The following is a 23,767-nucleotide window of genomic DNA, read 5'->3' on the forward strand; positions in this document are numbered from 1 at the left end:
GCCGACGTCTTGATTGATGATGGTCGCGCCTGCGGCGGGGGATGTCGAGCCCCCCGCCGCAGAGCGTGCGGCAAACTTCAGGCAGCCTTCTGACCGGCGGAGAGGCCTGCGTAGATGCCGCGCTCGAACGCCGCAAACGCGTCCAGGCACTTGGTGTCGCCGAACGGCAGCACCTGCATCAGGATCACACCGCAGACGTCGCGGGTCGGATCGATCCAGTAGTAGGTGTTGGCGAGGCCGGCCCAGGCGAGGCTGCCGGGGCTGCGGCCTTCCGGCGTTGCCTCGGTGTTGATCAGGAAACTGAGGCCCCACTTCTTGTCCATGCCGGGATAGAGATCGACGTCGTTGGTGGCGAAGGCGATCGCCGAGTTGAGCTTGGTGACGTTGAGGTCGCCGATACGGTTCTGGCTCATCAGCGCCACGGTTTCGGGCTTCAGCACCTGGTTGCCGTTGCCGCGGCCCTTGTTGAGGATCATCTGGGCGAACTTCAAGTAGTCGGCCGCGGTGCCGTAAAGCCCGCCGCCGCCCATGTGGAATTCGGGCTCCTGCGCGACCTCGAATTCGATCGGTGTCAGCGCGCCGTCCTCGCCGCGGGTATGCACTGCGACCAGCCGGCTTCGTTGCTCGTCGGTGATCTTGAACCCGGTGTCGGTCATGCCGAGCGGCGCGAACAGGTTCTCGCGCAAGTAAGCGTCGAGCTTCATGCCGCTGGCGGCTTCGACCGCTTTGCCGGCGAAGTCGATATTGATGCCGTACTCCCAGCGCGTGCCGGGATCGGACGCCAGCGGCGTCTTCAGCGCGGCTTCCTGGCAGCCGATGATGCCGGGCACGCCATGGTACGCCATGTATTTCACCATGTCGGCATTCCACATGTCGTAGCAGAAGCCGGCCGTGTGGGTGAGCAGCTGGCGCAGCGTGATCGCGGTCCTGGCCGGGCGGGTCCGCGGCGTGCCGTCGTCCGCGAAGCCGTCCAGCACCAGCGGCGCCGCGAGATCGGGCAATAGCTTGCCGATCGGCTCGTCGAGCGACAGCCGACCCTGTTCGACGAGTTGCATCGCCGCTGCCGCGGTGATCGCCTTGGTCATCGAGGCGATCCAGAACACGCTGTCCGGCGTCATCGGCTGCGGCTTCGACAGGTCGCGCCGGCCGAACGCGGCTTGATACAAGGTCTCGCCGGCGCTGCCCGCCATCGCCACGACGCCGGGGATGTCGCCGCTTTCGCAGAAGCGTTGCAGTGATTGGTCGATCTCTGCGCTGTGCATGTGGTCTTCCTCCCATGTGGTTTATTGTCGCAGCGGCATTGTTCCGCCCGGGAACGCCGTGCGCAAGATGGGAGATCGGCGCAGCGGCTGAGCGCTGTGTCGGATCGCGCGGTCGTGAAGGTCGAGCTATCTGGCCGCGCAGATTAAGGAGCCCGCAACCAAAGTGACTTGCGTCACCGCGTCACCGGAACGAAGGCCGCCGCTCGCGGTTCACAATGCGGCCGCAGTCGTGACGAGATCCGCTCAACCGAATGCGCCGATGACCTGGCGGAGCAGCATCAATGACCCCATCCTGGAGCGGCTGGAAACAATACCCGCAAGGCGGCCGAGGTAATATCGAAGCCCCGATCGGACCTGGCATTTACGAAGTGCGCCGCGCCGTCGATGGCGGCATGTTCGCGTTCGATGTCGTCGAGAATCTGGCGATGGCGCTTGCGGCGCTGCAAACCCGTCCGAAGCGGCTGGGCTGGTTCGGCCGCCGCGGCGGCGCCGACCTACCGGAACTGGAATATCGCTTTTATCCGACCCGAAGCTGGGAGCATGCTCGGCTTGCGGCCGACCACATGCTCAGCCGCCGCGAGTCCTGGTTCAACCGCGCCGCCTGATCGCCGCGGCGCAGCATCGGTCACCGCCGTTTGACGACGCGTCGTCGATGCGGAGCGATGCCGATAGGTCTATACTTCCGCGAGCCAATTGTCGGCGCGACCGCGTTGAACGCGCCGCCACCATCTCGAGGAAGTGCCCCCATGTCCCCCACCGCCGCTGCCCGCAAGTCCGGCTCCGCGACCTCCCTGCGTGACCGTTTGAAGGATCCGTCGCTGCTGCGCGAGCAGTGCTATATCGACGGCGCCTGGACCGGCAGCGGATCGATCGCCGTCACCAATCCGGCGACCGGCGGCGAGATCGGCCGCATCCCGAACCTCGGCCCGGCTGAGGCGACGGCCGCGATCGAAGCGGCCGAGCGCGCATTTCCGGCGTGGGCCAAGCTCACCGCCAAGCAGCGCTCCAACATCATGCGCAAATGGTTCGACCTGATCGTCGCCAATCGCGAGGATCTGGCGCTGATCCTCACGACCGAGCAGGGCAAGCCGTTGGCCGAGGCGCTCGGCGAGGTCGATATCGGCGCCGCCTACATCGAGTTTTTCGCCGAGGAGGCGCGACGGGTCTATGGCGAAACCATCCCGACCCAGCGTGCCGACGCGCGGCTGATCGCCATCAAGCAGCCGATCGGCGTTTGCGCCGCGATCACGCCGTGGAATTTCCCGAACTCGATGATCACCCGCAAGGTGTCGCCGGCGCTGGCGGCGGGCTGCACCGTAGTGCTGAAGCCGGCCGAAGAGACGCCGTTCTCGGCACTGGCGCTGGCGGAGTTGGCCGAGCGCGCCGGCATCCCGAAGGGGGTGTTCAATATCGTCACCGGCGATGCGCCGCCGATCGGCAAGGTATTCTGCGAACATCCGGCGGTGCGCTTCGTCGGCTTCACCGGCTCCACCGAAGTCGGCAAGATCCTGTATCGGCAATCCGCCGGCACCGTGAAGAAGCTCGGCCTTGAGCTCGGCGGTAACGCGCCGTTCATCGTATTCGACGATGCCGACATCGACGCCGCCGTCGAGGGCGCGATGGTGTCGAAATATCGCAACATGGGCCAGACCTGCGTCTGCGCTAATCGGCTGTATGTGCAGGACGACGTCTACGACACTTTTGTCGAGAAGCTCGCCGCCAAGGTCAAAGCGATGAAGATCGGCGACGGCACCGAGCAGGGTGTGACGCAGGGGCCGCTGATCAACGAAGCCGCGGTTGAGAAGACCGAGCGGCACATCGCCGACGCGGTCGAACACGGCGCCAAGGTGATCACCGGCGGCAAGCGCGCCGCGCTCGGCGGCACCTTCTTCGAGCCGACCGTGCTGGCCGACGTCCGCACCGATGCCCTGGTGGCGCACGAGGAAACCTTCGGCCCGCTGGCGCCGGTGTTCCGGTTCAAGACCGAAGACGAAGTCATCAAGCTGGCGAACAACTCGCCGTTCGGCCTCGCCAGCTACTTCTACGCCCGCGATCTTGGCCGCGTCTGGCGCGTCGCCGAAGCGCTGGAGAGCGGCATGGTCGGCGTCAATTCCGGCCTGATCACCACCGAAGTCGCGCCGTTCGGCGGCGTGAAGGAGTCAGGTTTGGGCCGCGAAGGCTCGCATCACGGCATGGAAGAGTATGTCGAGATCAAATACGTGATGATGGCGGGGATCTGAGCGGGCAAGCGCAACTACGTACTCGGCTCAGCCACTCACCCAGCCTCATCCCGAGGAGCCCGGCGAAGCCCGAAGGGCGCAGCCGGGCGTCTCGAAGGATGGGCCGCAGGCGCGGAGCCTGTGGCGCTCATGGTTCGAGACGGCGCTTCGCGCCTCCTCACCAGTAGCCGTTGATCACCCGGAGATAACACACTTACAGCCGTCATCCTCCGCGAAGCGGAGGATCCAGTACGGCGGTGCGCCGGTTTATCAAGCGAACGCTCTGGGATACTGGGTCGCCCGCTTTCGGGGGCGATGACGGAGAGGGTGGGGCGGCGCATTGATGACTTCGATACGCCCCGATGATCAGATCATGATTTAGCTCGTGGTCATGGCCGGGCTTGTCCCGGCCATCCACGCCTTTGCGGCCTCGCCGCACCGCCCGCGCCGCGCGACTACTGCGCCCCCAACCCGGAGATGGCTTGCACCCGCCGCACCGGCGGCGGATTCCATTTGCCGGTCAGGGCGTCGGCTGCGGGGGCATAGAGGCGCATCACCAGATTGAACGGGCCTTTCGGCGCCGGCAGCCAATTGGCCTGCTTGTCGGGGCCGGGATTCGGGTTCTGGATCAGCAGGTCCAGCGAGCCGTCGGGATTCGGCTTCAGCGGCATCCAGCTCGACAGCGCGAAGCGGTCGAGCGCATTGGCGACCTGGAAGCCATCCGCATCGTACAGCGTCACCGACCAGAACGCGCGCGCCGGCGGCGTCGCGCCCTTGTCGAAATGCAGCACGTAGGCGCTGGAGCCGTCGAGCGGCTTGCCGGTGTCGTCGGCGAGATTCATCGGGTAGATCGCGTCTTCGGGAATGTTGGCGCCGAGCCCGACCTGGGCGACGATCGCGCGCTTCAGATAGTAGGACCCGTACACCCCCATTGTGTCGGTGTTCATGGTCCAGCCATTGGCGATCCGCGCCAGCGTCGGCACCTTCCAGGCCATCAGATGCTGGCCATCTTCCGGAGCACTGGCCAAAGCCTTGCGGACAACCGGATCGGACTTGTCGAGGTCGAAGCTTTTGCCGGGCTCGAGCCCGATCCGGCGGAGTTGCGCGATCAGCGGCTGGTCGGTGATGTGCGGCGGGTGCAGCTTGAGGAGTTCGGCCGCGGCCGCGAAGTAAGCGGCGGCCGGCATCGTGTCGACCTGTTGCTTCGGCGGCGTCTTCATGTCGACACTCGGATCGATCGCGGCCGCGGCGGAGGGGGCGGCCGGCGGCGAAGCGGGTTTGCCCCATTTTGACAGCGGCGTGACCGCGTAGCCGGCCTGGATGCGGTGCACCGCCGCGTAGTCCGGCGGGCCGTCGGTCTTGGTGCGTCCGATGGTCCAGACGATCGGCGTCGGCGCCTCGATGCGCTGCAACCCGGCCGGGACGGTGCCGGTCCAGCCGGGCGGCGTCACCAGGTAGTTCTGCGCGGCCGTTCCGGTGGTGCGCCAGCCCGGCGACGCGAACACGTCGGTCCACATATCGAGCATCGGCAACAGATAGTAGCGGCCGCCGGTGTCCGGCGCCGACACCACCATCGGCTCGCGCGTCAGATCCAGCCAGGCGACCGAATACAGCGTGTCGAAATTCGGCCGCACCACCGTCTTGAAATCCGCCGGCGGATAGGCCGGCACGTTGACGAAGCTGTTCATCGGCCCTTTGCCGAATTCCTTGCCGGGCTCGATGTTGGTCGACTGCTTGCGGGTGATGTCCATCGTCAGCAGCGGATAGAAGTACAGATAGGCCTCGACGCCGATGGCGTGGGCCTCCTGCTCGCTTATCGGGGACGGTTGGGCTTGCGCCGGAACTGCGGTCATCAGTAGCGCCGTGGCCATCGCCGCGAACGCTGCTTGGGTACGCCGTATCATGTCCTGATCCTCCCTCGTCAAACTCCGAGGAAGCAGGATGGTGGCGGACCCGGTACGCGTTCCTTGATCAAGGTCAAGCAACGCAACGCCAGCGGCTACCGAAACGCTCGTCCTGGTAATCGTACGAGGCGGACGATGGCGTTACTGGCGCAGCATGATCAGCGGATCGGCGCTGTCGGGGCTTCGGCGCCATTGCGCGTTATCGTCGGCTTCGAACCGCCAGGTCTCGCCCGACGGCGCCATCAGCAACAGCGCGCCGCGCTCCAGCCGCCACATCGTCGGCGCGAAGGCCGCCACCGGCTGCTCGCAGCGCGGCTTGAGATAGGCCTCGAAATTGTCGGCCATGGACGCTTCGTTGTTGGTCAACGTCAGGCCGCAGATCGGCCTCCCGTTGCCGCGCACCATCGACCAGTCGCCGATCATCTGGTCCATCGATTTGGCCAGCGATCGCGCCGCCACCAGGTTCTGCAGGATGTAGACGCCCTCGTTGGCGCGCAGGCCTTCGAAGATGCCGCTCTCCACCTCGGTGAAGTCGATCACCGGGTCGCCTGCCGCGGTTTCGAGCCGGACGATGTCAAGACCCTTCACGGTCCAGGCGACGATGTCCTTGGTGAACGGCAGCGCCGCGGCGCAGCCGGCTTCGAGCTCCAGCTTCATGCCCTGCGGCGTCGGCGCCGGGTCTGGCTTCAGCGTCACCACGCAGGTCTTGCTGCGCTCGGTGGTGGACAGCTCCCACTGCCCGATCATGCCTTTCTTCAGCGTCGAAGCGTCTTGAGCTTCGGCCGCGCCCGCCGCGAGCAGCATCAATGCCATCCCGAGACGCGCCAGCATGTCACCGCTCCTTGACGGGGGTTTCGGCGATCGGCGTCAGCGGCGGCTTGCCGGTGAACCATGCCTTGAGATTGTCGACCACCAGTTGGTCCATCGCATTGCGCGTCACCACCGATGCCGAGCCGATATGCGGCAGCAGCACGACGTTGCCGAGCGTGCGCAGCTCTTCGGGCACGTTCGGCTCGTCCGCGAAAACATCGAGTCCGGCCGCCAGGATGGTACCGGATTTCAGCGCCGCGATCAGTGCGGCTTCGTCCACCACCGAGCCACGGGCGACGTTGATCAGCACGCCGCGCGGGCCGAGCGCGGCCAGCACCTCGGCGCTGATCAGCTTGTTGGTGGCGGCGCCGCCCGGGGTGATCACCACCAGCGTGTCGACCTCCTTGGCCATCGCGATGAGGTCCGGATAATGCTGATAGGCAACGCCGGCGGCCGGCTTGCGCGAGTGATACACCACCGGCACGAGCGACGCGTCGAGCCGCCGCGCGATCGCCTGGCCGATCCGGCCCATGCCGACGATGCCGACCTTGCGGTCGCGCAGCGAACCGGCGCTGAGCGGATAGGGCTGGGTCGCCCACAGCCCGGCGCGGACATATTTGTCGGCGCGGATGAATTCGCGCAACGTGGCGATCAAGAGGCCCAGCGCGGTGTCGGCAACTTCTTCGGTCAGCACGTCGGGGGTGTTGGTGACCATGACGCCATGCTGCGCCGCCCATGCGGCGTCGATGTGGTCGTAGCCGACGCCGAACGAGGATACGATTTCGAGCTCGGGAAAGCGCGACAGCACCGCGGCGCTGGTCGGTACCAGGCCGGTGACGGCGACGCCGCGGATGCGCGCGCGCACGTCATCGGACAGCGTCTCGAGGTCGGCCTGCTGTTCGCAGCGATGCAGCGCAAAACCGGCGGGAAAGCCTTCGTCGACCACCGGTTTGCGCGGCCCGTAGATCAATACATCGATCGTGTCCGCCGACCCTGCATCCCCGGCCATCTTGGCTCCCTTACGGTTCTTGTTCCAAGGCGCTCTCATGCCAGCGCCGCAGCAACAGATGCGACACCAGTGCCAGCGCTGCGTAAATCACAATGCCCGCCACCGACAGCAACAGCAAGGCGGCGAACATGCGCGGAATGTTGAGCCGGTAGCCGGATTCCGCAATCCGGTAAGCCAATCCCGAACCCGCGCCGGCCGAGCCCGCAGCGATCTCGGCCACCACCGCGCCGATCAGCGACAGGCCGCCGGCGATGCGCAGGCCGCCGAGCATGTAGGGCAGCGCCGCCGGCAGCTTCAGCCGCCACAGCGTCTGCAAAGGCGACGCGCCGTACAGACGGAACAGCCCGGCGAGATTGCGGTCGACCGAATTCAGCCCGAGCGTGGTGTTGGACAGCACCGGGAAGAACGCCACGATCCAGGCGCACACCACCACGGCGGTTTCCTGCGGCAGATAGATCAAGAGCAGCGGCGCGATCGCGATCACCGGCGTGACCTGCAGCACGATCGCATAGGGAAATAGCGCGACTTCCATCCAGCGCGACAGGTTGAACAACAGCGCCAAGACGATGCCGCCTACCGCGGCGGCGACGAAGCCCTGCAGCGTGGTCCACAGCGTCGACAGCAGCGAGTCGAACAGTACCGGCCAGTCAGCGATCAGCGTCGACAGCACCAACCCCGGGCCGGGCAGGATGTAAGGCGGGATCTGGTTGATCCGAACGATGAGATCCCAGCCGCCGACCACGACGGCGAGCACCAGCAGCGGCAGCAGGATGCGAAACAGCCGCGCCGCGCTCATCCGACCACCCGCGTGCCGCCGGTTGCAGCCAGCGCCAGCGAAACCTCCCGGCATTGCGCCGCGTAGTCCGCCGAGGTGCGGAACGCTTCGCCGCGCGGCTCCGGCGCATCGATACGAAACTCCGCGGCGATGCGCCCGGGCCGCGGCGACATCACCACCACGCGCTGCGACAGATACACCGACTCGAACACCGAATGGGTCACGAACAGCACGGTCTTGCCGAGGTCACGCCACAGCGCCAGCAGATCGTCGTTGAGGCGGAAGCGGGTGATCTCGTCGAGCGCCGCGAACGGCTCGTCCATCAGCAGGATGTCCGGATCGGTCACCAGCGCGCGAGCCAGCGACACCCGCATTTTCATGCCGCCCGACAGTTCGCGCGGATAGGCGCCTGCGAAGTGCTCCAGTTCGACCCGCGCCAGCGCCGCTGCGACGCGCTGCGACGTCTCGTCCCTGGGCGTGTGCGCGAGGTCGAGCGGCAGCGCCACATTGGCGGTGATGCTGGCCCACGGCATCAGCGTCGGCTCCTGGAACACGAAGCCGATGGCGTGGCCGCCGCGCGGCGGCTTCGCCTCGCCGGCGACCTCGATGCTGCCGGAGGAGGGCGTCGCCAGGCCCGCGATCAGCCGCAGCGCCGTCGATTTGCCGCAGCCGGACGGGCCGAGCAGCGATACGAATTCGCCGCGGCCGACGCCGAGATCGATCGGGCCGAGTGCCAGCACGCCGCTGTCGTAGGTCTTGGTGATCGCGCGCAACCGGATCGCATCCGCGTCCGAACTCACGACAGAATGCGGCACCGCCACGATGCTACTTCTTCGGCCGCAGATCGACGCCGACGCCCTTGTTGGCGAATTGCAGCGTATAGGCGCGGCGGAAATCGAGATCGCGCGGCACCACGCCGGCGCGCGTCATCTTGTCGAAGAAGCTGGCGTAGCGCGTGTCGCTCATCGCGCCGATGCCGTTCTTCACCGCGTCGCCGGAATCGACGATGCCGTGCTGCTTCATTTTGTCGACCGAATAGGCCAGCATCTCGTCGGTCATTTCCGGGTTGAGCGATTTGATCATCGCATTGCCGGCGGAATTATCGCCATACAGATAGGTGTACCAGCCGATCATCGAGGCATCGACGAAACGCTGGATCATGTCGGGGTTCTTGTCGATCAGTTCGCGTCGCGTCTCGATCAGCGTCGAATAGCCGTCAAGGCCGTAATCGGCGAGCAGCAGCACGTTCGGCTTGAACTTGGCCTTCTGCTCGATCACGAACGGCTCGGAGGTGACGTAACCCTGCATGGCGGAGTTCTTGTCCATCAGGAAGGGCTGTGGATTGGACGTGTAGGGTTTGATCCTGGTTTCGTCGAAGCCGTATTCGGATTTCAGCCACTGGAAGTAGCTGGTGATGCCTTCCTTGGACACGAACAGCGTCAGCCGTTTCAGGTCTTCGAGCTTTTCGACCTTGGATTCCGGGTGCGTCACGAACACCTGCGGGTCCTTCTGGAACACTGCGGCGATCGCCACCACCGGAACGTTATTTGCGACCGCGTCGAACGATTGCAGCGTGTTGGCGGTCATGAAGAAATCGAGCTTGCCGGCCATCAGCAGCGCGCGGTTGTTGACGTTCGGGCCGCCCGGCAAGATGGTGACGTCGAGCCCGTAGGCCTTGTAGGTGCCGTCCGCGACCGCCTGGAAAAATCCACCATGCTCGCCCTCGGCGACCCAATTGGTGCCGAACGACACCTTGTCGAAGCCGCCGTCCGGCACTTTGCGGGCTGGCTGCGCCACCGGCGGCGCGGGCTTCTTCGGCGGCGGGGGCGGGGCGGGCGTCTCGGCCGGCTTTGCGGGTGCCGGCGGCGGCGAGGCGAGCGCCGGCAGCGCCAACGAGGCCGCGACGACGGCTCCGGTTAACGCTCGCAGCAGGAAGGCGGGGGGCATGATTGGACTCCGTCGTTCGTTTTGCCCCATGATGGGTGCGGCGAGGCGGCGCGGTTGTGTCCGGTCGAGGATTGATAGCGAAACAATGCCGGCATTTGAACCACCGATGCGAATGGCTGCCGCGCGCCGATGACCCGAATGCCGCCCCACGATTGGACCGCGATCCGCTGGCCGGAGATCGAGGCCGCCGAGCCGGCGCGCTGGATCGCCGTGCTGCCGCTTGCTGCCACCGAACAGCACGGCCCGCATTTGCCGCTCGGCACCGACGTGCATATTGCCGAAGCCTATCTGGCGCGGGTCCGCGAACTGCTGCCGGCGGAGCTGCCGGTGACGTTTTTGCCGCTGCAGCCGGTCGGGCTGTCGCTGGAGCATCTGTCATTTCCCGGCACGCTGACGCTTCATACCGAGACCGCGCTGCGGGTTTGGACCGAGCTCGGCGACAGCGTGGCGCGTGCCGGCGTGCGCAAGCTGGTGATGGTGACCAGCCATGGCGGCAACAGCGCTGCCATGGGGCTGGTGGCGCAGGAGCTGCGGGTGCGCCACGGCATGCTGGCGGTGACCACCGGCTGGGCGCGGTTCGGCACGCCGGACGGCTTGTTCGAGACCGACGAGCTGCGCCACGGCATCCATGGCGGCGCGATCGAAACCTCGATCATGCTGGCGCACGCGCCGGAGCTGGTGCGCACCGACCGTCTCCAGGACTTCCGGCCGACCACGCGCGCGATGGAGCGGGACTTCCGCTTTCTATCGGCGCAGCGGCCGGCGCCGTTCGCCTGGGCGGCGCAAGACCTGCATCCGAGCGGCGCGATCGGCGACGCCACCGGCGCCACCGCCGATAAGGGGCGACGGCTGCTCGACCATGGCGCGCGGACATTCTGCGAGTTGCTAGGCGACGTCGACCGCTTCGACCTCGGCGCCTTCGAGACAAAGCCGAAGGCCTGAACGCTGGCCTGCAAGCTGCCGCAGCAATGACCGTCCATCAGCCGGCAGCCGGGCAAAAGGTCGTGGCCAATCCGCCACGCCCGGCTGAGAGATGCGCATCGCTTGCTACATCATCGCACCGCGCGCTTGTGCCTTTGAACTATTCCAGAGTACAGGGTCGCGCACGCCGGATGATCAGCTTGGCGGCCAATTGCCGGCATTGCTTCGATCCGAAGTCAAATCAGTGACAACGACCTCGACTATCGTCAGCTTGCGAGCTGCTCGCACATGCAACCAACTGATGAAGCGACAGCTCGTCGCACGTAGTATTCTACCAGTCGGGTCATTTGATGAACTTTCGCCAGCGCCTTGTATCAGCAGCCCGCGTGCTGCCTCCCGCCACTCTGACCGCACGCAGCGCTTCGTCGCTGCCGTCGCGTGGTCTCGTCAGAAGCTGGCTCGCTGGCGCCGCGCTCGGCGCCCTGGTGCTGCCGCAGACGGCCGCGGCGGCGGATCTGCTCGCGCTCAAGGCGCTGCCGGCGCCGGCCTATGACTGGAGCGGATTCTATGTCGGCGCCCATGCCGGATACTTGCGCGGCCATTCCGACGCCACCCTGCTGGATCCTGCTTTCACCGCCCAGGCGTCGAACGGATCCGGCGGCGTCACCGCCGGCGCGCAGGCGGGATACAACTGGCTGACACGCTCCGGCGTGCTGCTGGGCCTGGAGGCCGACATCTCGTTTCCGAGCTATCTGCCGGCCAATGCCGTGCTGTCGGAATTCAGCGGCACGCCATCGCAGTTGCAGCATCTCGATTTCTACGGCAGCGTGCGGGCCCGCCTCGGCATCGCGGTCGGCCGGTGGCTGCCTTACGTCACCGGCGGCCTTGCCTATGCGCACGAGCGCTATCTGACCGATCCGGAATCCGACAAGACGCTCAACGGCCGGGTCGGCTGGGTGGCGGGCGCCGGCCTCGAATACGGCTTTACGCCGCATTGGAGCGCGCGGATCGAATATCTCTACAGCGACTATCAGCACGCCTCGGTGGCGCTGCCGGGTGGCGGCCGTTACGAGACGGCGCTGAGCCTGCAAACCATCCGCGTCGGCCTCAACCGGCGGCTCGATTGGCTCGGCGGCCGCGACACGGTGCCGTTCGCCGCCGTGGCCGATCCGGAATCCGACCGCTGGGAAGTTCACGGCCAGACCACCGTGGTTGGCCAAGGCTATCCGTCGTTCCGCGCGCCGTATAGCGGCGCCAACAGCCTCGCACCCAACAGCCAGTTCAAGTCGACCTGGAGCAGCAGCCTGTTCGCCAATGTTCGGCTGTGGGACGGCGGCGAGCTGTATCTCAACCCGGAATTCCTGCAGGGCTATGGGCTGAGCGACACCGTCGGCGTCGCCGGCTTTCCCAATGGCGAGGGGCAGAAGTCCGGGTTCGCCTATCCGCATTTCAGCCCATCCCGATTCTATTTGCGCCAAACTTTCGGGCTCGGCGGCGAGCAGGAGCAGTTCGGCTCCTCCGCCTCGCAGCTGTCCGGCAAGGCCGACATCTCGCGGCTGACCTTGCAGGTCGGCCGGTTCTCGGTGCTCGACGTGTTCGACGGCAACAGCTACGCCCACGACCCGCGTCGCGATTTCATGAACTGGTCGATCTGGGCGTCCGGCGCGTTCGACTACTCCGCCGACAAGCTCGGGCTGAGCTACGGCGCCACCGCCGAACTGAACCAGAAGCAATGGGCGCTCCGCGCCGGCTACTTCCTGATGGACGCCGAATCGAACTCGAACAATTTCGACATGCGGGTGCTGCGTCGCGGCGAATACGTCGCCGAACTGGAGACGCGCTACACGCTGTTCGGCCAGCCCGGCAAGCTGCGCACGCTCGGCTTCATCAACAGCGTGTTCGCCGGCAGCTATCGCGAGACGCTGGGCAATCCGCAGTTCGGCGTCGACATCAGCCAGACCCGGAAGGGCCGCATCAAATATGGCTGCGCGTTCAATCTGGAACAGGCCGTCACCGCCGATCTCGGCCTGTTCGGGCGCTGGAGCTGGAACAACGGCAAGAACGAGATCATGGCGTTCACCGATATCGACGACAGCGTCTCCGGCGGCGTCTCGATTCGCGGCGCACGCTGGGGCCGGCCCGACGACGTCATCGGCATCGCGGGGGCCAGTAACGGGCTGTCGCGCGATCACCGCGACTTCATCGCCGCGGGCGGCCTCGGCCCGCTGATCGGCGACGGCGCGCTGACCTATCGGCGCGAGCGCGTGCTGGAAACCTACTATGCCTACGCCATCACGGCTGCCTGGACCGCAACGGCCGACTACCAATACATCGTCAACCCCGCCTTCAACGCCGACCGCGGCCCGGTCTCGGTGTTCTCCGGACGGTTGCACGGGGAATTCTGAGGCCTCCGTCATTGCGAGGAGCGCAGCGACGAAGCAATCCAGCGCCGTGCACTGAGGTTCTGGATTGCTTCGCGAAGCCTGTGCTCGGACGGCGCGAAGCGCCGATCCGGGTGCTCGCAATGACGAAAACTACGCCACCGGCGCAAAGCTTTCCGCGCGCGCCATCGCCCACGCCCGCTTGAAGCGCGCATCGTCGGTGCCGTGCAGCAGCTCGCCGTCGCGCAGCGTCGGGTAGAGCTCGGCGAACGACACCACCTCCGACGGCGAGGCGCGCTGCGAGAAGTGATACGGGCGGACGTCCTGCGGGTGGTCGAGACCGGCGGCGGCGATCAGTTCGGTCAGGGCGTGCAGCGTGGCGCGGTGATAGTTGTAGACCCGCTCGGTCTTGTCGGGCACCACCAGCGCCCGATAACGGTTCGGCTCCTGGGTGGTGACGCCGGTCGGGCAGCGGTCGGTATGACAGCTCAGCGACTGGATGCAGCCGAGCGCGAACATGAAGCCGCGGCCCGAATTGCACCAGTCGGCGCCGAGCGCCATCGCCCGCGCCATGTCGAACGCGGTGGCAATCTTGCCGGCGGTGCCGAGCTTGATCTTGCCGCGCAGGCCGGCGCCGATCAGCGCATTGTGGACGAAATTGATGCCGTCGCGCATCGGCATGCCGAGATGGTCCATGAACTCGAGCGGCGCCGCGCCGGTACCGCCCTCCTTGCCGTCGACCACGATGAAGTCCGGGGTGATGCCGGTCGCCAGCATCGCCTTGCAGATCGCCAGAAACTCCCACGGATGGCCGATGCACAGCTTGAAGCCAGTCGGCTTGCCGCCGGACAGCCGCCGCATCTCGGCAATGAAGCGCATCATCTCGATCGGGGTCGAGAACGCCTTGTGGTAGGGCGGCGAAATGCAGTCCTCGTCCATCGCGACGCCGCGGATCTTCGAGATCTCCTCCGACACTTTGGCGGCCGGCAGCACGCCGCCATGGCCGGGCTTGGCGCCCTGGCTGATCTTCAGCTCGACCATCTTGATCTGATCGTCACCGGCGACGCGTGCGAACAGCTCGGGATCGAACTGGCCGTCGCGGGTGCGGCAGCCGAAGTAACCGGATCCGATCTCCCAGATCAGGTCGCCGCCGTTCTCGCGATGATACGGGCTGACGCCGCCCTCGCCGGTGTCGTGCGCGAAGCCGCCCTTCCTGGCGCCCGCATTGAGCGCCCGAATGGCGTTGGGACTGAGCGCGCCAAAGCTCATCGCCGAGATGTTGAACACCGAGGCCGAATACGGCCTGGTACAGTCCGGGCCGCCGATGGTGATGCGGAACTGCTGCTCGGCATGCGGGCGCGGCGCCACCGAGTGATGCATCCATTCGTAGCCGCTGTCGTAGACGTCGCGCTGGGTGCCGAACGGCCGCTTGTCGAGCACCATCTTGGCGCGCTGATAGATCAGCGCCCGCGTGTCGCGGCTGAACGGCTTGCCGTCCTTCTCGCTCTCGAAGAAATACTGCCGCATCTCGGGGCGGATCTCCTCGAGCAGAAAGCGCAGATGCGCCGAGATCGGATAGTTGCGCAGCACAGCGTGGTTCTTCTGCACCAGGTCCCACAGCCCGAGCAGCATCAGCGCAGCGAACAGCAGCGCCAGCGTCACCACCAGGCCGAACAACTCGCTGTCCGTATCGGTGATCGCAACCGCTGCGAACAGCGCGGCCAGCACGGTGCAGATCGTCAGGGCGATGAAACGCGGCGAGAACGGCAGCAGGATAGTGTCCATGAAGACTCCGCAGGCCGGAGCGTGGCTGCGCCGGCAGGTTGGCGTCCGCCGCTGCGGAGCGCGGCCGTTCTAGCACGCCGATCGCGACTCCATAACGGCAGCGGTTCGCTGGATCACGCCTCGTTGATCCGCTAGGTTGCGGCTCGACGTCGTCCGGAACCGCACGATGGACCGGAGCCGCATGCCCAACCTTCAGGATCTTCGCGCCGGCAAGCCGGGATATTATCCCGATCAGGCGATCTACGCCGCCTATGCGTGCGCACAGCTCGGCCTGACCTTTCGGGATCTGGACGGCGGCAGCGGATTACTGTTCGGCGTGGCTTCGGTGCGCGGCGAACTGTGCTTTGGCGGCGGGCGCTGTTCGTATTACCCGCAGAACCACGCCACCGCGGCGACCCTCGCGACCGACAAGGCGCTCGCCAATGCGCTGCTGCAACGCGCCGGCGTGGCGACGCTGGGTGGGCGTTACTTCTTTCTCCACGACCGCCATCGCGGACTGCGTCCCGCGGGCCACGAACGCAGCGACGCGGCGAACTATCTGGCGAGCCTCGGCGGCCGTGCCTTCGTCAAGCCGCTCACCGGATCGCGCGGCGATTTCGCGCGGGTCATCGACGGCGGGGAGCTCGGCTCGTATCTCGATGAGGTCGCGCGCTACTACGATTCGGTGCTGATTCAGCCGGTCGCCGCGGGCGAGGAGTATCGGCTGTTCGTGATCGACGGCGAGGTTCTGTACAGCGCGCGAAAGCTGCCGCCTTATGTGACCGGGGACGGCGTGCGCACGCTGCGCGAACTCGTGTCCGAGCATGACCGCGCGCTACGCGAGCGGGGGCTGTCGGTCACAGTGACCGCCGATGCTGCGTTCGATCGCGTGCCGGCGCTTGGCGAGCATTGTGATATCGCCGGTCGGATGAATCTCAGCGCCGGCGGCGTGATGAGCATGGCCGATGCGGGCGAAGCCGCGGTCGCCGCGAGCAAGACCGCCGTGAAGGCAATCGGGCTGCGGCTCGGCGCGGTCGATCTGTTCGTCGATCCGGACGATGCGACGGCGGTGCGGGTGATCGAAGTCAACGCCAATCCGGCGATCCGCTTTCTTGAAAGCTGCGGCCGCGCCGATCTGATTCTGGCGATCTGGCGCCACACCTTCACGTCCATGGGATTGCTGTAGATGTTCGACCTGCCAAAATACGGCGAAGGCCTGTGCCTGGCACGGCTCGGGGCATTGCTCGCCAAGCTCGGCGTCGATCGCGAGCGGCTGCAGCGCATCTCGATCGCGGTGTGCGGCTCCAACGGCAAGGGCTCGACCGCCGCCTTCACGGCCAGCATCGGCCGCGCCTACGGGCTGCGCACCGGGCTGTTCACCTCGCCGCATCTCTATCGCTTCAACGAGCGGTTCCGCCTCGATGGCGAACCGATCGGCGAGGAGGTGCTGAATCCGTTGCTGACGCGCGTCGCCGATGCGCTCGCCGAGGTCGCGCGCGAACGCGGAGAAGAGTTCGGCGCGTTCGAGGCGCAGTTCGCGCTGGCCTGCGTGTACTTTCAGGAGAGCGCCTGCGACCTCGCCGTGTTCGAAGCCGGCATCGGCGGCCGCTACGATCCGGTGCGGCTGCTCGGCGCGCAGGTCAGCTGTGTCGCCTCGGTCGATCTCGAACACACCGCGCTGCTCGGCAGTTCGCTGGAGCTGATCGCGTCCGACAAGAGCGATGCCTGCGCGGCGGGCGGCAGCATCGTGTATGGCGAGAACTGCCGGCCGCTGCGCGATCACTTGGCCGAATACAACCGCAGCCGCAACGTCGAGGCGCTGTATGTCGGTGAGGCGATCGGCATCACCGGCGCGACGATCGTCGGCGCGCGGCAGCGCTTCGATCTGCAGATCGGCGAGCGCAACTACGTCGGGCTGGAGACATCGCTGCTCGGAGCATTCCAGCTCAACAACGCGGCGATTGCCGCCGCACTGCTGTCGCTGTGGCTGAAGCGCACACAGCCAGACGCTGATGCTTCGCGCGCTGAGACGGCGATCCGCAGCGGGCTAAGCGACGCGCGTTGGCCTGGCCGGCTGGAGATGATCAGCAATGACCCGCTGACTGTGATCGACGTCGGCCACACGCCGGACGGCATCCGGCAGGCGCTCGCCGGGCTGTACGCAGCGCACGGCGCCACCGGCTGGCTTTTGGTGCTTGGCGCGTCGCGCGACAAGGCTGCGGCCGAGATCGTGGGTGCATTGGCGCCGCAATTCGAGACCATCGTGTGCAGTTCGGCGCATCACAAGGGCGCGCCGGCCGACGTCATCGCCGAAGCGGCGCGCGCGACCAATCCGCGCGCCGATATCCATGTAGCGCCGACCATCGCCGACGCGGTGCGCGACGCGCGCGCGTTGGCGCAGCGGCTCAGCGCCAAAATCTACGTGGCGGGCGGGCTCTTCCTGGCGATCGAATTCGCCGCCGTGCTGCGCGGCGGCCGCGCCGAGGATCTACGCTTCTTCTGATCGCCGCCATTTGAACATTGCGCCGGGCGGCAGCGACGATTAGCGTCCGCCGCCAACAACACGAGTTGCATTCAGGGAGAGACCGATGACCGCCGTCAACCGCCAGGTGCTGCTGATCGAGAAGCCGAAGGAGAAGCTCGGCGCGGAGCATTTTCGCATGGCGGAGGGCGCGATGCCGGAGCCGAAGGACGGCGAGGCGCTGGTCAAGGTGCGCTACATTTCGCTCGACGCCGCCAATCGCGCCTGGATGCAGGGCGCGACCTATCGGGCGGCGGTCGAGACCGACGCGGTGATGCCGGGTGGCGGCATCGCCGAAGTGGTGAGTTCGAAGGCTCCCGGGCTCGCGCCCGGCGACATCGTGTTCGCCGATACGGGCTGGCAGGAATACGCGGCGCTGCCGGCGAAGCATCTCACCAAACTGCCGAAGGTCGAGCCGCTGACGCATCTGCTCAGCGTCTATGGCATCGCCGGCCTCACCGCTCACTTCGGTCTGCTCGATATCGGCAAGCCGAAGGCGGGCGAGACAGTGGTGGTGTCGGCCGCGGCCGGCTCGGTCGGTTCGATCGTCGGGCAGATCGCGAAGATCAAAGGCTGCCGCGTGATCGGCATCGCCGGCGGCAAGCAGAAGTGCGACTGGCTGGTGAATGAGCTCGGCTTCGATGCCGCGGTCGACTACAAGGACGGCGCGCTGTTCAAGGCGCTGCGCGCGGCGGCGCCCGGCGGCATCGACGTGTATTTCGACAATGTCGGCGGCGATATCCTCGAAGCCTGTCTGGCGCAGATGAACCTCAAGGGCCGCATCGCCTGCTGCGGGGCCGTCTCGCAATACGACCGTACCCCGTCGGCCACCGGCCCGCGCGGCATCCCCGGCCTGATCGTGGTGAAGCGGCTAATCATGCAGGGATTTATCGTGATGGACTACATGGATCGCCGCGACGAAGCCGTCGCCGAGCTGCAGGGCTGGGTCGCCAGCGGCAAGCTCAAGGTCCAGGAAGACGTCATCGACGGTCTGGAGAATACGCCGGCCGCCCTGATCGGCCTGCTCGCCGGCGAGAACCGGGGCAAGCGGATGGTGAAGGTGTGAGCCGAGGTGGTGCGCACGCGCTGGCGCGCCAACAAGTATCGAGGCTTACATAGAACTCTCAGCGCGTCATGGCCGGGCTCGTCCCGGCCATCCACGCCTTAACGCCGTCGAGAGGCTGAAAGGCGTGGATGCCCGGAACAAGTCCGGGCATGACGGAGTCACGTGCTTTTAGCGTCGGTTTGGCTAGGCAAATAAGCTGGCGAGCAAGGCGCGTGGCGATCCCGGGATGACTCGAACATCCGACCTACGGTTTAGGAAACCGCCGCTCTATCCGGCTGAGCTACGGGACCGGCCGGCCGCGGCGTGCCGCGGGCGTGTGGAATCCACATAGCAGAGGGGCCGCCCAATCGCCACCCCCCGGAATGGGCGGTGAGGTCTTGCCGCGTCGCGCCGCACCACCACGGTCATCGCCCGGCTTGACTGGGCGACCCAGTATTCCATAGCTCCTGTGACCATCCAACGGCGCTCTGGAATACTGGGCCCTCCGCGTTCGCGGAGGGGGACGGTTAGGAGTGGGGCGATGTGTGCGGACTACCGCTGCTGCTCCGTTACGCTCGTCACGTCCGCTGTCGCGAATGAGACAGGCTGAGGGGACAGCTCGCGCAGCGGTCGCAGCCGCGTCATCCAACCGCGTAGTCCACCGCCGGCCGACGCCTTGTTCCGGCCATCGGCCGCTCCTAGCTTTTGGCCGCCGCGATTTGCCGACGGGCGTGAACGAAGCGGCGAACTTTGCGTTCGGCTTGTTGCCGCCGGTTCATGCGCGGCCGCTAGGATGGATCGCTCAGGATCCCAGGGAGGCGATGATGGGTTTGCTCGACATTCTCAATGGCATGCAGAACGGCCCACGTGGCCCGGCTGATCCGAACGACAACAGTGGCGGCATGTCCAAGTTCACCATGGCGATTCTGGCGCTGCTGGCCTGGAAGGCCTACAAGCACGTCACCGCCGACAATCAGCAACAGGTGCCGGCCGGCAATGCGCGGCCGACCTCGGTGCCGAATTCTCCGCCGCCGAACACGATCAATGCCGGCATGCCGGGTGGCGGGCTGAGTGACATGCTCAAGGGCGGTCTCGGCGGCCTGCTCGCGGGCGGCGCGGCGGGCAGCATCCTGTCGGGCGGGCTCGGCGATCTGCTGCGGCAATTCCAGACCAGCGGCCTCGGCGACGCCGCCAATTCCTGGGTCGGACGCGGCGAGAACCAGGCGATCGGGCCGAACGATCTCGCCAATGCGCTCGGCGCCGATCAGCTCGAAATGCTGCAGCACCAGACCGGGATGTCGCGCGAAGAATTGCTCGACGGCCTCAGCCAGCAGCTGCCGCAGTTCGTCGACCAGATGACCCCGGAGGGCCGGCTGCCGAACGAGGACGAAGCCTCGCGCTGGATCTGAACCGGTCCACGCTCAGCCGAGACGGAACCTTTGGCCGCCCCTGCTCATTGAGCGGGGTGGCCCGCAATCGATGCGGCCGATGATCAACGTTAGCTGAAGGAAAACGGGCGATGGGCGGCATATTGTGGATCATTTTGGTCGGCTTCGTGGCCGGCATCATCGCCCGGCTGCTGGCGCCGGGCCCGAACAACCCGCAGGGGTTTCTGCTGACCACGGTGCTCGGCATCGTCGGCGCGTTCGTCGCCACCGCGATCGGCCAGGCGATCGGCCACTATGGCCCTAACCAGGGCGCCGGCTTCATCACCGCGACGATCGGCGCCGTGTTGGTCCTCTTCATCTGGCACCGCTTCGCCGCCCGCCGAACCATGTAGCATCGCCAGCCACCCGTCATTGCGAGCGCAAGCGAAGCAATCCAGAGCTCCGTGCACTGAGCTGGATTGCTTCGTCGGCTACGCCTCCTCGCAATGACGACGCGTGCGGTTACTGCTTACGCGTCACCGCCTTGAACTCACCGAGATGCATGCCGGCGTCCATGCGGACCAGTTCGCCGGTCATGCTGCTCGACCGCGGCGTGGCGAGGAAGCACACCAGCTCGGCGATATCTTCCGGTGACGACGCGATCTGCAGCGGCACCAGCGCGGTGACGGCGTCGCGCACCTGCTTGGCGGCTTCGGCGCCGCGGCCTTTGGTAAACCACGGCGTGTCGATGTAGCCCGGGCAGATCGCGTTGACGCGGATCGCCGGCGCCAGCGCGCGCGCCAGCGACATGGTCATCACGTTGAGCGCGCCCTTGCTGGCCGCGTAAGCGATCGACGAGCCGACGCCGCTGATACCCGCCACCGACGAGACGTTGACCACCGCGCTGGCCCGGCCCGATGCGGCGGCGCCGGCTTCGAGCAGATCGCGCGCCGCACGGACCATCTGATACGGTCCGATGGTGTTGATGGCGTAGAGCCGCTGAAAATCCTCGGCGGACAATTCATCGAGCAGATGATGCGCAACGTGCTTGGTGGTGCCGGCGTTGTTGATCAGCGCGTCGAGCCCGCCCCAATGCGCCACCGCGGCGACGATCTTGCGGCAGTCCTCATCCTTGGAGACGTCGCCCTGCGACACCACCACCTCAGTAGCGCCGAGCTTGCGGCATTCCTCGGCGACGGCGTGCGCATCCTTTTCGCTCGACGCGTAGTTGATCAGCAGCCGGGCGCCGTCCCGAGCCAGGATCCTGGCCGTCGCCGCGCCGAGGCCCGACGCCGATCCCGTCACGATCACATTCAGTGCACCCTTCGCCATCTTCGCTCCGTTTGTCCGTTCGCGCCCGCTGCGCGTGCGCCACCATATCGGCTGCGAAGCGCGCGGCAAGCCGCCACCGTCCACCGTGCGGAATAACTCCATGCCGGTGCCGCAGGCGGCTGCGCGCGGACCACCGCTTGTCAGCGCCGATGGTTTTCCGCATCATGCTGCGCAACAACAAGGCTGCAGCTCCCCTGCCCGCGCGCGCGGGCTGCGATGAGAGTGCGCGACATGGGGAACGCCGTGACGGAGACCGACAACATCGTCGTCGAGACCGCGGAGAAGATCTTCGCCGACCTCGCCGATGCGCAGACCATCAACGGCGATAAGACCGGAAACTGGAAAGCGCCGCTGTGGCGGGCGCTGAGCGAATCCGGACTGCCGCTGTCCTGGGTATCGGACGAGTTCGGCGGATCCGGCGCCAGCCTGGCCGAAGGATTCGGTGTCCTCAACGCCGCCGGTCGCGTCGGCCTCGCGGTGCCGCTCGCAGAAACGATGCTGGCCGGCTGGCTGCTGACCCAGGGCAGCATCACTTCGCCCGACGGCGCCATGACGGTCGCGCCGGCGCATCCGAAAGATCGCATCACGCTCGCCGCCGACGGTACGCTGACCGGCCGCGCCCGCGGCGTGCCGTTCGCCCAAGACGCGCAGCACATTGCAATATTGGCGCAGGGCGCGCATGGCGCGTCGATCGCGCTGGTCGCGGCGTCGGACTGCCGGATCGACAAGGGCCTGGGCCTCGGCAACGATGCGTCCGATGTCGTCAGTTTCGATAAGGTCAAGCCGCTGCAGCTCGCGGCGGCGCCGCAGGGTTTTGAGGCCACCAACCTACTACTGATGGGCTCGGTGGTTCGCAGCCTGCAAATTGCCGGCACGCTGGAAACGCTGCTCGAGCTCAGCGTTGGTTACGCCAACGAGCGCGTCGCGTTCGAGAAGAAAATCAGCAAGTTCCAGGCGGTGCAGCACAATCTCGCCAAGCTCGCCGGCGAGACCTCCGCGGCGCTGGCAGCCGCCACCTCCGCGGCGGATGCGATCAGCAACGCCGCCGCGTTCGACGATGCTGTGTTTCTCGAAGCCGCCGCCGCCAAGATCCGCTGTGCCGAAGCGGCCGAAAAGGGCGCGGCGATCGCCCATCAGGTGTTTGGCGCGATCGGCTTTACGTCCGAACACATCCTGCACCGCTACTCGCTGCGCGCGCTGGCCTGGCGCGACGATTTCGGCAACGAGAGCCATTGGGCGGTCGAGCTCGGCCGCATGGTGGCGGGGCGCGGCGCCGACGATCTGTGGCCGCTGGTCGCTTCGCGCTGACCGCATCAACGAACGAGATCTTGCGATGACAGCCGCCCTCCGTTTCGATCCGATCCGCCTGCCGCCGGTTTGCGAAGTGCTGCGCAAAGAAGTCCGCGCGTTTCTCGCCGAGGAAATCGCCGCCGGCACCTTCGACCCGCACAAGCCGCAGCGCGAGGATTCCGATGCGCCGGAATTCTCACGCCGCGTCGGCGAGCGCGGCTGGCTCGGCATGACCTGGCCGAAGCAGTATGGCGGCCACGAGCGCACTTTTCTCGAGCGCTACGTCGTCACCGAAGAGATGCGCGTCGCCAACGCGCCGACGCGGCGGTTCTTCGTCGCCGACCGGCAGAGCGGCCCGGTGCTGCTGAAATACGCGCCCGAGCACATCAAGATGGACATCCTGCCGCGGATCTGCCGCGGCGAATTGTGCTTCGCGATCGGCATGAGCGAGCCGAATTCCGGCTCGGACCTGTTCGCCGCCAAGACCAAGGCGACCAAGACCGACGGCGGCTATCTGATCAACGGCTCGAAGATCTGGACCACCTCGGCGCATATCGCCGACTACATGATCGCGATCTTCCGCACCTCGCCGCCTACCAAGGAAAACCGCCGCCACGGCCTGACGCAGTTCCTGGTCGACATGAAGTCGCCGGGCATCAAGGTGAACCCAATCGCGCAGATCACCGGCCAGCACGAATTCAACGAGGTGGCGTTCACCGACGCCTTCGTGCCGGACGATCACGTGCTCGGCGAGATCGACGGCGCCTGGAAACAGGCGACGTCCGAACTCGCCTACGAGCGTTCCGGGCCGGAGCGTTTTCTCGAGACCTACTACGTGCTGACCGAGCTGGTCCGCGCGCTCGGGCCGGAGCCGGACACGCGCGGTGCCGAGGGCATCGGCCGGCTGGTGGCCCAGCTCCACACCATGCGGCGGATGTCGGTGTCGGTTGCCGGCATGCTGCAGGCCGGCAAGGAGCCGGTAGTCGAAGCCTCGATCGTCAAGGACATCGGGACGATCTGGGAGCAGCAGCTGCCGCACCGCGTTCGCGAACTCTCCGCCTTCGTCGATGCGGAGAATTCCAACCACGCCACGCTGGACGAACTCACCGCGTTCGCCACCCGGCTGGCGCCGAAACTCACCATCCAGGGCGGCACCACCGAGGTGCTTCGCGGCATCATCGCGCGCGGCCTCGGCCTGCGCTGAGCACGGCGCGCCTCTC

General features: G+C 66.6%; 20 protein-coding genes and 1 tRNA gene. 11 read left to right on the top strand and 10 right to left on the bottom strand.

What is annotated here, in order from left to right:
• Nucleotides 1-77: 77 nt before the first annotated feature.
• Nucleotides 78-1,262, bottom strand: coding sequence for a serine hydrolase domain-containing protein (locus D4Q52_RS09025; RefSeq protein WP_119856205.1), 1,185 nt, complete (start codon nt 1,260-1,262; stop codon nt 78-80).
• Nucleotides 1,263-1,543: 281 nt separating this feature from the next.
• Here D4Q52_RS09025 and D4Q52_RS09030 point away from each other — a divergent pair, with 281 nt between their 5' ends.
• Nucleotides 1,544-1,867 carry a hypothetical protein gene (locus D4Q52_RS09030; RefSeq protein ID WP_119856206.1) on the top strand — a complete coding sequence of 108 codons (324 nt, stop codon included), beginning with the start codon at nt 1,544-1,546 and terminating at the stop codon, nt 1,865-1,867.
• Between the two features lie 141 nt (nt 1,868-2,008).
• Nucleotides 2,009-3,502, top strand: coding sequence for an NAD-dependent succinate-semialdehyde dehydrogenase (locus D4Q52_RS09035; RefSeq protein WP_119856207.1), 1,494 nt, complete (start codon nt 2,009-2,011; stop codon nt 3,500-3,502).
• Nucleotides 3,503-3,936: 434 nt separating this feature from the next.
• Here D4Q52_RS09035 and D4Q52_RS09040 read toward each other — a convergent pair whose 3' ends face one another.
• From D4Q52_RS09040 to D4Q52_RS09065, 6 genes are all read right to left on the bottom strand, one after another.
• Nucleotides 3,937-5,385, bottom strand: coding sequence for a DUF1254 domain-containing protein (locus D4Q52_RS09040; protein ID WP_119856208.1), 1,449 nt, complete (start codon nt 5,383-5,385; stop codon nt 3,937-3,939).
• 141 nt (nt 5,386-5,526) lie between these two features.
• Nucleotides 5,527-6,216: an AprI/Inh family metalloprotease inhibitor gene (locus D4Q52_RS09045; RefSeq protein WP_119856209.1), complete on the bottom strand. Its 690-nt coding sequence runs from the start codon at nt 6,214-6,216 to the stop codon at nt 5,527-5,529.
• Between the two features lies 1 nt (nt 6,217).
• Nucleotides 6,218-7,204 carry a 2-hydroxyacid dehydrogenase gene (locus D4Q52_RS09050; protein ID WP_119856210.1) on the bottom strand — a complete coding sequence of 329 codons (987 nt, stop codon included), beginning with the start codon at nt 7,202-7,204 and terminating at the stop codon, nt 6,218-6,220.
• 10 nt (nt 7,205-7,214) lie between these two features.
• Entirely contained in the window at nt 7,215-8,000 is a 786-nt protein-coding gene (locus tag D4Q52_RS09055; RefSeq protein WP_119856211.1) for an ABC transporter permease, read from the bottom strand.
• A complete protein-coding gene (locus D4Q52_RS09060; protein ID WP_234831126.1) occupies nt 7,997-8,779 on the bottom strand; it encodes an ABC transporter ATP-binding protein in 783 nt (260 codons plus the stop codon). The genes D4Q52_RS09055 and D4Q52_RS09060 overlap by 4 nt, the downstream gene beginning before the upstream one ends.
• 25 nt (nt 8,780-8,804) lie before the next feature.
• Complete coding sequence (locus D4Q52_RS09065) at nt 8,805-9,926, bottom strand: ABC transporter substrate-binding protein (RefSeq protein WP_182915274.1); 1,122 nt, start codon at nt 9,924-9,926, stop codon at nt 8,805-8,807.
• 129 nt (nt 9,927-10,055) lie between these two features.
• Between D4Q52_RS09065 and D4Q52_RS09070 the strand changes: the two genes are divergently transcribed.
• A complete protein-coding gene (locus D4Q52_RS09070) occupies nt 10,056-10,868 on the top strand; it encodes a creatininase family protein (RefSeq protein WP_119856213.1) in 813 nt (270 codons plus the stop codon).
• Nucleotides 10,869-11,197: 329 nt separating this feature from the next.
• Entirely contained in the window at nt 11,198-13,252 is a 2,055-nt protein-coding gene (locus D4Q52_RS09075) for a carbohydrate porin (protein WP_119856214.1), read from the top strand.
• Between the two features lie 129 nt (nt 13,253-13,381).
• Here the strand turns inward: D4Q52_RS09075 and D4Q52_RS09080 are convergent, their stop codons facing one another.
• Nucleotides 13,382-15,013 (bottom strand): FMN-binding glutamate synthase family protein, encoded by a 1,632-nt coding sequence (locus D4Q52_RS09080; protein ID WP_119856215.1) that lies wholly within the window; start codon nt 15,011-15,013, stop codon nt 13,382-13,384.
• A gap of 181 nt (nt 15,014-15,194) precedes the next feature.
• Between D4Q52_RS09080 and D4Q52_RS09085 the strand changes: the two genes are divergently transcribed.
• The 3 genes from D4Q52_RS09085 to D4Q52_RS09095 all read left to right on the top strand — a co-directional run bounded on the left by D4Q52_RS09085 (nt 15,195) and on the right by D4Q52_RS09095 (nt 18,579).
• Nucleotides 15,195-16,178, top strand: coding sequence for an ATP-grasp domain-containing protein (locus tag D4Q52_RS09085; RefSeq protein WP_119856247.1), 984 nt, complete (start codon nt 15,195-15,197; stop codon nt 16,176-16,178).
• Nucleotides 16,179-17,495, top strand: coding sequence for a bifunctional folylpolyglutamate synthase/dihydrofolate synthase (locus D4Q52_RS09090; protein ID WP_119856216.1), 1,317 nt, complete (start codon nt 16,179-16,181; stop codon nt 17,493-17,495).
• Between the two features lie 85 nt (nt 17,496-17,580).
• Nucleotides 17,581-18,579, top strand: coding sequence for an NADP-dependent oxidoreductase (locus D4Q52_RS09095; RefSeq protein WP_119856217.1), 999 nt, complete (start codon nt 17,581-17,583; stop codon nt 18,577-18,579).
• 213 nt (nt 18,580-18,792) lie between these two features.
• Here D4Q52_RS09095 and D4Q52_RS09100 read toward each other — a convergent pair.
• A tRNA-Arg gene (locus tag D4Q52_RS09100) sits at nt 18,793-18,869 on the bottom strand.
• Between the two features lie 513 nt (nt 18,870-19,382).
• Here D4Q52_RS09100 and D4Q52_RS09105 point away from each other — a divergent pair.
• A complete protein-coding gene (locus D4Q52_RS09105) occupies nt 19,383-19,967 on the top strand; it encodes a YidB family protein (RefSeq protein ID WP_119856248.1) in 585 nt (194 codons plus the stop codon).
• Nucleotides 19,968-20,077: 110 nt separating this feature from the next.
• Nucleotides 20,078-20,338, top strand: a complete 261-nt coding sequence (locus D4Q52_RS09110; protein WP_119856218.1) for a GlsB/YeaQ/YmgE family stress response membrane protein — start codon at nt 20,078-20,080, stop codon at nt 20,336-20,338.
• 109 nt (nt 20,339-20,447) lie between these two features.
• Here D4Q52_RS09110 and D4Q52_RS09115 read toward each other — a convergent pair whose 3' ends face one another.
• The gene (locus D4Q52_RS09115; protein ID WP_119856219.1) at nt 20,448-21,257 is read right to left on the bottom strand and encodes an SDR family NAD(P)-dependent oxidoreductase; all 810 of its coding nucleotides are present in this window, start codon (nt 21,255-21,257) and stop codon (nt 20,448-20,450) included.
• Nucleotides 21,258-21,500: 243 nt separating this feature from the next.
• Between D4Q52_RS09115 and D4Q52_RS09120 the strand changes: the two genes are divergently transcribed.
• On the top strand, nt 21,501-22,565 hold the full coding sequence (locus D4Q52_RS09120) for an acyl-CoA dehydrogenase family protein (RefSeq protein ID WP_119856249.1): 1,065 nt from the start codon (nt 21,501-21,503) through the stop codon (nt 22,563-22,565).
• 25 nt (nt 22,566-22,590) lie between these two features.
• The gene (locus tag D4Q52_RS09125; RefSeq protein WP_119856220.1) at nt 22,591-23,751 is read left to right on the top strand and encodes an acyl-CoA dehydrogenase family protein; all 1,161 of its coding nucleotides are present in this window, start codon (nt 22,591-22,593) and stop codon (nt 23,749-23,751) included.
• The last annotated feature ends 16 nt before the right edge of the window (nt 23,752-23,767 follow it).

It is taken from the genome of Rhodopseudomonas palustris, from assembly GCF_003591005.1.
GTDB classification, from domain to species: Bacteria; Pseudomonadota; Alphaproteobacteria; order Rhizobiales; family Xanthobacteraceae; genus Rhodopseudomonas; species Rhodopseudomonas palustris_K.